Source organism: Bartonella sp. MM73XJBT, from assembly GCF_028618465.1.
Taxonomy (GTDB): Bacteria; Pseudomonadota; Alphaproteobacteria; order Rhizobiales; family Rhizobiaceae; genus Bartonella.
The window spans coordinates 1-7134 of sequence record NZ_JAQISY010000050.1; the positions used below are offsets into that span (position 1 = coordinate 1).

Annotated in this window: 7 protein-coding genes and 3 pseudogenes; 2 read left to right on the plus strand and 8 right to left on the minus strand. The window is 42.7% G+C overall.

Translation table 11 applies throughout. The features are described 5' to 3' along the window. From PVV69_RS08870 to PVV69_RS08890, 5 genes and pseudogenes are all read right to left on the minus strand, one after another. A pseudogene (locus PVV69_RS08870) lies at nucleotides 1-711 on the minus strand (hypothetical protein); the annotation flags it as partial. 39 nt (nucleotides 712-750) lie between these two features. Next, complete coding sequence (locus tag PVV69_RS08875) at nucleotides 751-1671, minus strand: hypothetical protein (protein WP_273757218.1); 921 nt, start codon at nucleotides 1669-1671, stop codon at nucleotides 751-753. A gap of 4 nt (nucleotides 1672-1675) precedes the next feature. Beyond that, nucleotides 1676-2098 (minus strand): annotated as a pseudogene (locus tag PVV69_RS08880) (hypothetical protein); the annotation flags it as partial. Beyond that, nucleotides 2098-3555: a hypothetical protein gene (locus PVV69_RS08885; protein ID WP_273721748.1), complete on the minus strand. Its 1458-nt coding sequence runs from the start codon at nucleotides 3553-3555 to the stop codon at nucleotides 2098-2100. The gene PVV69_RS08885 and the pseudogene PVV69_RS08880, both read right to left, overlap by 1 nt. A gap of 1 nt (nucleotide 3556) precedes the next feature. Beyond that, a complete protein-coding gene (locus PVV69_RS08890) occupies nucleotides 3557-4264 on the minus strand; it encodes a hypothetical protein (protein ID WP_273757219.1) in 708 nt (235 codons plus the stop codon). 74 nt (nucleotides 4265-4338) lie between these two features. On the opposite strand from PVV69_RS08890, the gene PVV69_RS08895 reads away from it, so the two are divergent. Both PVV69_RS08895 and PVV69_RS08900 read left to right on the plus strand, forming a co-directional pair. Next, a complete protein-coding gene (locus PVV69_RS08895; RefSeq protein WP_273721720.1) occupies nucleotides 4339-4647 on the plus strand; it encodes a type II toxin-antitoxin system RelE/ParE family toxin in 309 nt (102 codons plus the stop codon). Then, on the plus strand, nucleotides 4628-4912 hold the full coding sequence (locus tag PVV69_RS08900; protein WP_273721722.1) for an addiction module antidote protein: 285 nt from the start codon (nucleotides 4628-4630) through the stop codon (nucleotides 4910-4912). Before PVV69_RS08895 ends, PVV69_RS08900 begins: the two co-directional genes overlap by 20 nt. A gap of 35 nt (nucleotides 4913-4947) precedes the next feature. On the opposite strand, the gene PVV69_RS08905 is transcribed toward PVV69_RS08900, so the two are convergent. The 3 genes and pseudogenes from PVV69_RS08905 to PVV69_RS08915 form a co-directional block, all read right to left on the minus strand. Further along, the gene (locus tag PVV69_RS08905) at nucleotides 4948-5328 is read right to left on the minus strand and encodes a hypothetical protein (protein ID WP_273757220.1); all 381 of its coding nucleotides are present in this window, start codon (nucleotides 5326-5328) and stop codon (nucleotides 4948-4950) included. Nucleotides 5329-5349: 21 nt separating this feature from the next. Continuing rightward, nucleotides 5350-6477, minus strand: coding sequence for a N4-gp56 family major capsid protein (locus PVV69_RS08910; RefSeq protein WP_273757221.1), 1128 nt, complete (start codon nucleotides 6475-6477; stop codon nucleotides 5350-5352). 94 nt (nucleotides 6478-6571) lie between these two features. Then, a pseudogene (locus PVV69_RS08915) lies at nucleotides 6572-7134 on the minus strand (hypothetical protein); the annotation flags it as partial.

Below are 7134 nucleotides of genomic sequence, written 5' to 3' on the forward strand. Positions count from 1 at the left end.
TGTCAACAGTGCACTAAGCATTTGAGGATTACTTGCCATAACCCGCGCTTCTTCTTCACTGTAGCCTTTAGACTTCAGATATTCGACCGTTTGATTAACTTGTCCTCTTTGTTTATCCCCTGCATGAAGCTGTTTAACTCCACTTGCAAGCGCATCCCATCCAGAACCACCAGAGGGGGCTGCTGCCATACCTGCAAAAAGATCTTGAAGCTTCTTATAAGCATCCGATTGGAAAAACTTATAAGTATTAGACTGTAAAAACTTCTCTAAATCTGTCGGTGCTCGAGAGGGCGTTTGAGATGCTGTATCCACTGGTCCAGCTTGCATTGGTTCATTAATATGAGGTTTAAGATCTTGTGCTTCAAATGCCTGTGCATTTGGCATGGGGGAATGATTACCTACACCAAGAGGCATTTCCGTTCCAGAAACCATATTAGGGGGTAATGGTTCTTGTGGTTGCGGTATATTCGGTAACTTTGGTCCAGTTGGTGCACGTGCTTCCTCTGGCAACATCATATCTCCAATGAAACCTGTCGCACCACCTACCGCAGCGGCTTTGTAGTTATTTTTGAGTAATTGTCCCAATCTTTGCGCTCCTGTAACCGCTTTGGGCGCCACACGAGGATAAAGATATCTCAAAATATGAGGTCCATATCGCAATGCCGCCCCAGTTCCTGCTCCAGCTAATAAGCCTAATAATGGAAATGCCATAACGCCCTCCTACAAAACTCTTGTTTAATTATTCTTCAGTTATTGTTTCTGCTTTAAAAGGTCGAGGAGTGCTGGCGACGCTCCTGCTGCCAACGCCGCTCCTATTGGACCACCCACCATGTAACCAAAAGCCATTGGCGCTGTTTGAAGCGCTAAAGAACCTATAGTCCCTACATTCTGCCAAGGGTTGTTGCCTGCCATCACTGAAGCGGTGTTATTATTCGTCGTCGTGCCATAATTACCTGCAAAGCCATGACCGGCGTTCATCAACATGTTCAATCTATTCCAACCGCTATTGTCTTGCTCCAGCCAACGTTCGCGGTTGGCGTCAACAAGCCGTTGATTATAGTCATTAAGAACTGATAAACCCTGCAACATATTGGAATAGGCACTGTTGTAAGCGGGGAATAGGTTGCCTACCATGCCTAATCGATATTTATTCAAGTCACCTAGTAAGGCATTCGCTTGTAGCATATCCTGCTTATTCTGACGATAATGATTAATCCTAGCACTTTTAGACAATGCATCAAGTTCACGCGTCAACACTTTCGTATGTGCACCAGATCCATAACCACCAGAACCTGCAAAATAGCTGTTAATCGTATCTGCTACATCTTCCTTAGACTTTTGAAGGACATCTTCAAAATCTTGATCATATCCCCCTTTATAACTAGAAGCCAATTCACCTATATTTCTTTCTGCCTGCATAGGCGTATTCATCAAGTAATTCATATAACTTTGGTACTGATGTGGAACACTTCCAAGCCCCCCAATGGCTTGATAGGTTGGCGTGCTTAAAGGAGCTACACGTGGACCCCCATACACATTACCACCCATCCCTGTATTATACATTTGATAGGCATCCGCACCACCACGCTTAAAAACATTCTGCATCCAAGAAGGCGGAGCGCTTGTCTGCACCTGCCTCTGTTCTGTTGTTGCTGGACTCTTGCTCCCCATTTCCTAATTCCTTCCTATAATAAAGCATATCTATGCCGTAACCTTGCTTCTCCAATGCACGCTTCCAACCTAAGCGACCTAAAATCTCTATTTCAAAGGCACCATTCTCACGCGCCCAATCCTCTGCAAATTGCAGATTCTCAACCAAATCAAGAACGCCCTTGCCACTACATTCACAAATCAAAGCGCGTTTCTTGCCTAGTGCCGTATATTGAAGCTGTGTTGTAACTGCCGCTAAAAACTGATCTTCATCATCCAAAATAAGCCATAACTGTTTCTTGCCACTACAAATGGCTTCAATGAGTTCTTGCAACGTAATTTCATGTTTGAAACGCTCCACATACTCACTAAAGGAGGCAATGATCTCTTCCAAATAAGGGGCTATGCGCTCCCTATCCCAAGAACTGGTCAAATAGACTTTTGCCATTATCCTCTGCCTAAAGGGCGTAAATCAACCTCAAATCCCGTAATATGCTTCCAAGACTCCCCTTCTGGAATACGCAATTTAAAGCGGTGATAACGATTGCGTGAGCGTCCATGATAGGCGCCCGTGACAAAGGAACATACCCTCTCCTTATGCCATGCGATCGGCGTCTTGTCGTTGCGAAAGCGTCTTTCTCCTATGCTTAAAAGACCTTCCAGAGTATCCACTTCTGCAAACATTTTGGTGATAAAACTAAAACTGCCATCGGGTGCTCCCATCTCTTGCGAAACAAGGGTTGCCTCCATAGGGGCTCCTGTAAACACAACAAGACGGTTATGACCATCAAACCCACCAAGCATTGGCGCGCCACTTTGCCAAATTGCACTATCAAGCGAAACCTGTAACCCCTCAAGACTGGTCGAAATCTCATCCAACTGTTCTAAGGTATAGCCTGTGGTAAAAACCGCAAACAATGTGAAAGGCTCACCCTGTATCGTTGACCATTTCTGCAAGCCCCAATCATAAACAAAGGTCGTTTGCTTGTTATTGCCACCCTTCAAAGACCAGTAAACACGATTATGGATAGGGTCTATCACACCTTGCATGCCATCAAGAGCAAGCTTATCAAAGGTCGAAAATACTGTTCGATCAACCTTTTCAAAACCTATCGGTAAAATCTGACCATCACCACTCATTTGATAAAAGCCGCCATCACTGGCAAAAAAAGCATCACTGCCATGGCAAGCGATAGAGCCTGCACTTCGTGCTCCTCGCTTGTCTTGTATCTTTTGGACACTATATGCAAGTTCAGCCCCCGGAATAAATAAACCAGCATAAATAGCAGAACGAAGGAAAACGAGTGGATTGGTAGATTCTGTTGCACCTTGCACATATTCTCCATCCGGAAAATCTATATGATCACATTTTTTTTGACCTATTTCCCAGAAATTTGCATTATTCAAACCTGACCAATGGATACGATTGGGGTTATCAGTCAATTGCATCAAACAAACAAAAGGTCCCCAAACTTTGACCAAACCTGCTCTGGGCGGATTGCCTCCTAAATCCTCAAAACGTTGTGATCCACCCGCCTTTAAAACTTGCGGTTTGTCATTTTTATTCACTGCAATGATCATATCTTTAAAAAGAGCAAACGACCATTTATTATCCTCATTGGCTTGATAGGTCACACCACTTTGGCTTATGTCTTTCCAACCACGCGTTTGACTGTCATAACTATAAAGCTTTTGCTTCCCTCCCACGATGATCTTAACACCATTGCCACTTCTAAAAGCTATACAACCCAAAGGCTTCTCTTCTAAAGGCGCAGAAATAACCCTTGCACTAGGCATCGGTATATAACAACCATCCGCTGGTAAAACATTCACAAGGGTATCCGTAAAGCTGCTGTTAACAACCGCAACATCTGGTCGATAATCAGCTATCGGAAAGAAAACCATCTTAGAAATCCGTTGGTATTATTCTGCTTACATTATGCCGTTGAGACGTCTCTGCACGCAAGGCATGCAACTGCTCGTTAAAGTCATTATAAGCTGCTGCTGCACAATCGGGCTCTTTGAGGATATTCTTGTACAATTCATATTTTGCACGGGCTTTAATCAGATCAAACCCATGCACAAACCATGGGTGTTCCTGATTGGCATTCTCAAGCTCTTCCAAACGCACTGGTGAGAGAATGAGTTGAACCTGATAAGCTCTATCCGGTGTGGGATAAAGATGCAATTTTCTATCAAAGTAACTGTAATAAACCGGCGTTCCCTGCTGGTCTGAAGACAATGAAGGCTCTAAAGAAAAAGGACTTCTGTGCTGCAATTCAATCTTGTGATGTTGATCGGAAAACAGAAACACACTTTTGATTTTTACAGCTGTTTCGATATGGCGGGTATCAGTTGCATCATAGACACCCTTCCCTGCCTGCGTTGTAAACACCACATCACGGCTTTCGTTAAAGTAAAAACTTTCCCTCTCACAAAAACGAATGGCAGCAAAAATACTTTCTTGGATTTGACCAATATACTCATCCGTGATATCATCGATTTCGCTTTGAATAACCGACACAAGATGTGCAAGCGTTCCTCTGTGACGAAAAACATCTTGGTGATCTTGTATCGGTCCTCCCGTCCTTACCCTAATATAATGACGTGCCATCACAACTCCTTTCCGTGAAATATAAAAATTGAAACTAACTTGACATTACACATCATGTGCACTATAGTACTCATATGGTAACCATTCATAAAACGACAGAATTTGATAGTTGGCTTAAGAAACTTAAAGATAAACACGCTAAAGCTATTATTCTTCAACGTGTTGTACGTTTAAAACAAGGTCTTTTAGGTGATGTTAAATTTTTTAATAGCATAGGTGAGTTACGCATCCATTATGGTGCTGGTTACAGAGTTTATTTTGTTCAAAAAGGCTCTGATTTTATCCTTTTGTTATGTGGTGGAGATAAATCAACACAGAAAAAGGATATTGAACAAGCATTAAAGTTGAAAGAGGAGTACAGTGATGAAAATAACCCCATTTAAACCTGAAGAATATCTTGAAACCACTGAAGAACAGCAAATGTTTCTCAATGAAGCTTTCAAAACAGGTGATGCTGCTCATATAGCTGATGCCATCGGAATTGTTGCTCGTGCTCAAAATATGAGTGCTTTAGCAAAAGAAACAAACCGTGAACGCAGTGGCTTATATCGCTCCTTAAGTAAAACTGGTGACCCTAAGCTTTCGACTTTAGTTGCTGTGTTATCTGCCCTTAATTTGCAATTGATTGTACAATCTTCTACCTCTTAAACTGAAGGGGAGTGAAGATAGCTCTCCCCTTCATTTCAGTGATTGGTCACAAATTGCACAACCACAACACATTCACCAGCTGCCGTTGTTTTATCGCGGGTGGCATAAAGGGTAGTCTCCTTATCATCCGCAATAAAAGCCTTTTGATCTGTTGGCGTAAAGTCCTGTGTGCTTTGGGTTTTGATCTCTTTCTCACCGTGTTCACTCCCCCCATAGGTGCTCCCTATCTTCAATTTCGCCTCTGGAAATGCTGTCTTCACAAAGGCTTTAATCGAAGTAATCACAGCTCCACGGGGTAAGATCCCTATTTTCTCTGTAAGATGCTTATCTTTATGTGAGATATTCAATCGTAAGAAACTCACCTGTTGGGTGTGAAGATTTCTGCCCTGCAATGGGGCTGGTAAATAATCTGCCATCTCTTTTCTCCTTCTTTATGATTATGCGGCTGCTTCACCGCTGTAGGTGGGGATAACAATCGTTCCAAAATCTTGGGCTGTCTGAGCACTACCTGGCATTTGGAAACGGGTTTTCTTCATGCCTATTAGCGTTTTGGCGGCAACACCAAATTCACGTTCATAATCAAAATACTCTTCCTTAAGAGTATAATGCGTTGCACTGTGATTTTTCCCAAAACCTATCACTGCACTTTGGGCTCCTAAGAACACCGCACGACGTACACTTTTTACCGCTGTATTATCGGTGGATTTAACACCGTGGGTGACATGAATTGCCTCACGTAAAACAACACCATTATACATGCCAAGCGAACCATCAAAGATGGGGTTCTTCGCACGAGACGTTGCATAAACAGATTTTTGGATATCTAACCATTCACCAGCGGCTGTATTGGTGCGCAATTGCATCACTTGGGTTGGGTGCAAATACAAAACATATACATCATCACCGTTGACATGGACCGGAGTGATTTGCGGATTAGCTAGTTTGGCTTGTTTTACCGCTTCATCAATCAATTTTAAACTAAAGCTATGTTTGGCTTTATCGTTGAGATCTTCATCCTTGGTTTTGCCATCAGGACGGATAATCCGTTCACTGCTTGGCGCCATAATCGGATTAAAACCATAATGAACCGGCTTAATATAGACTTCTCGACCATCAACACTGAGAGTGCTTGCTGTATAACCGCATACTTGAAGAAAGAACATGATGCTTAAACGATTGGCATACCAGCGAACCAAGCCTTCTTTGGCTTTCTTGCGTAAATTCGGTAGAATCATCTGTTGATCAATCGAGTCATCATTGGCGACACGTGCTGCATGTAAGAGCTCGTTAATGACCAATCTATCATTCATAAATTGAAGCGCTTCTTCATTCCCCTCTAAGGTTTCTCCCTGTGTGACACCATCCCCAAATAAATTCACAAGCAGGCTAAATGTAACGCTATCCCCTGCACTCTTATGGGTTTCGTTGTAAAGCTGGATAATGCTGTTTGAGCTTTTCCCTATCAACGGGGCTATTTTCGTTGCTTTTAAAACTTCATTGCTTAATTTTTGTGACCACAGTTTCACCGCTTGCGGATCATGGGTCATGATATGTGTTGTTGCCATTTTTGATTTCACCTTTCTTTGCTGTAAAAAAAACCGGCTTTAAGCCGGTGGAAAACCCGCATCAAAAGCGGATTATGCTGTTAATATCTGTTGCCTAATCTGGATTTGCACCCATGATTTCGTAAAAACGCGCTTCATTCTTCGGATTGGATATCCAAACATCAAATTCTTTCTCTGACATATTGGCAAGAGCCTCTTTGGTCATCGGACCAACACTTCCCCCTCCACCAGAGGCTGTTAACGTCCTCGCAGAATTCTGACGACTCTCAAGCGCTGCAACTTGATGATGAGCTTGTACGACTTGGTTCTGATAACCGCAGTTTTGGGCTATCTTATAAAGCTCTTCTGCCGGATTGAGATTTCTTTGTGCACACGTCGCTACAATCGTACGCAACTCATCCCCTATAATCGCATCTATCGTGCTCTTATTGGCATAATCTGGATAAACGCTTGACCATGCATTCAACTGCTTCGCACGCGTCTCATAAAGAAAATTCGCTGCTGCATCAAAATCACTGTATTTATCTTTAACAGATGCAACAGAATTTTCTAAAAACTGGTTCAAATGTCCATTAAATTCTTGATATTCAATCGCTTGCCTTTGCACATCTTGCTGCGCTCTAATATACGCATCCTGCTCTTGAAGCTTTTTCCCCA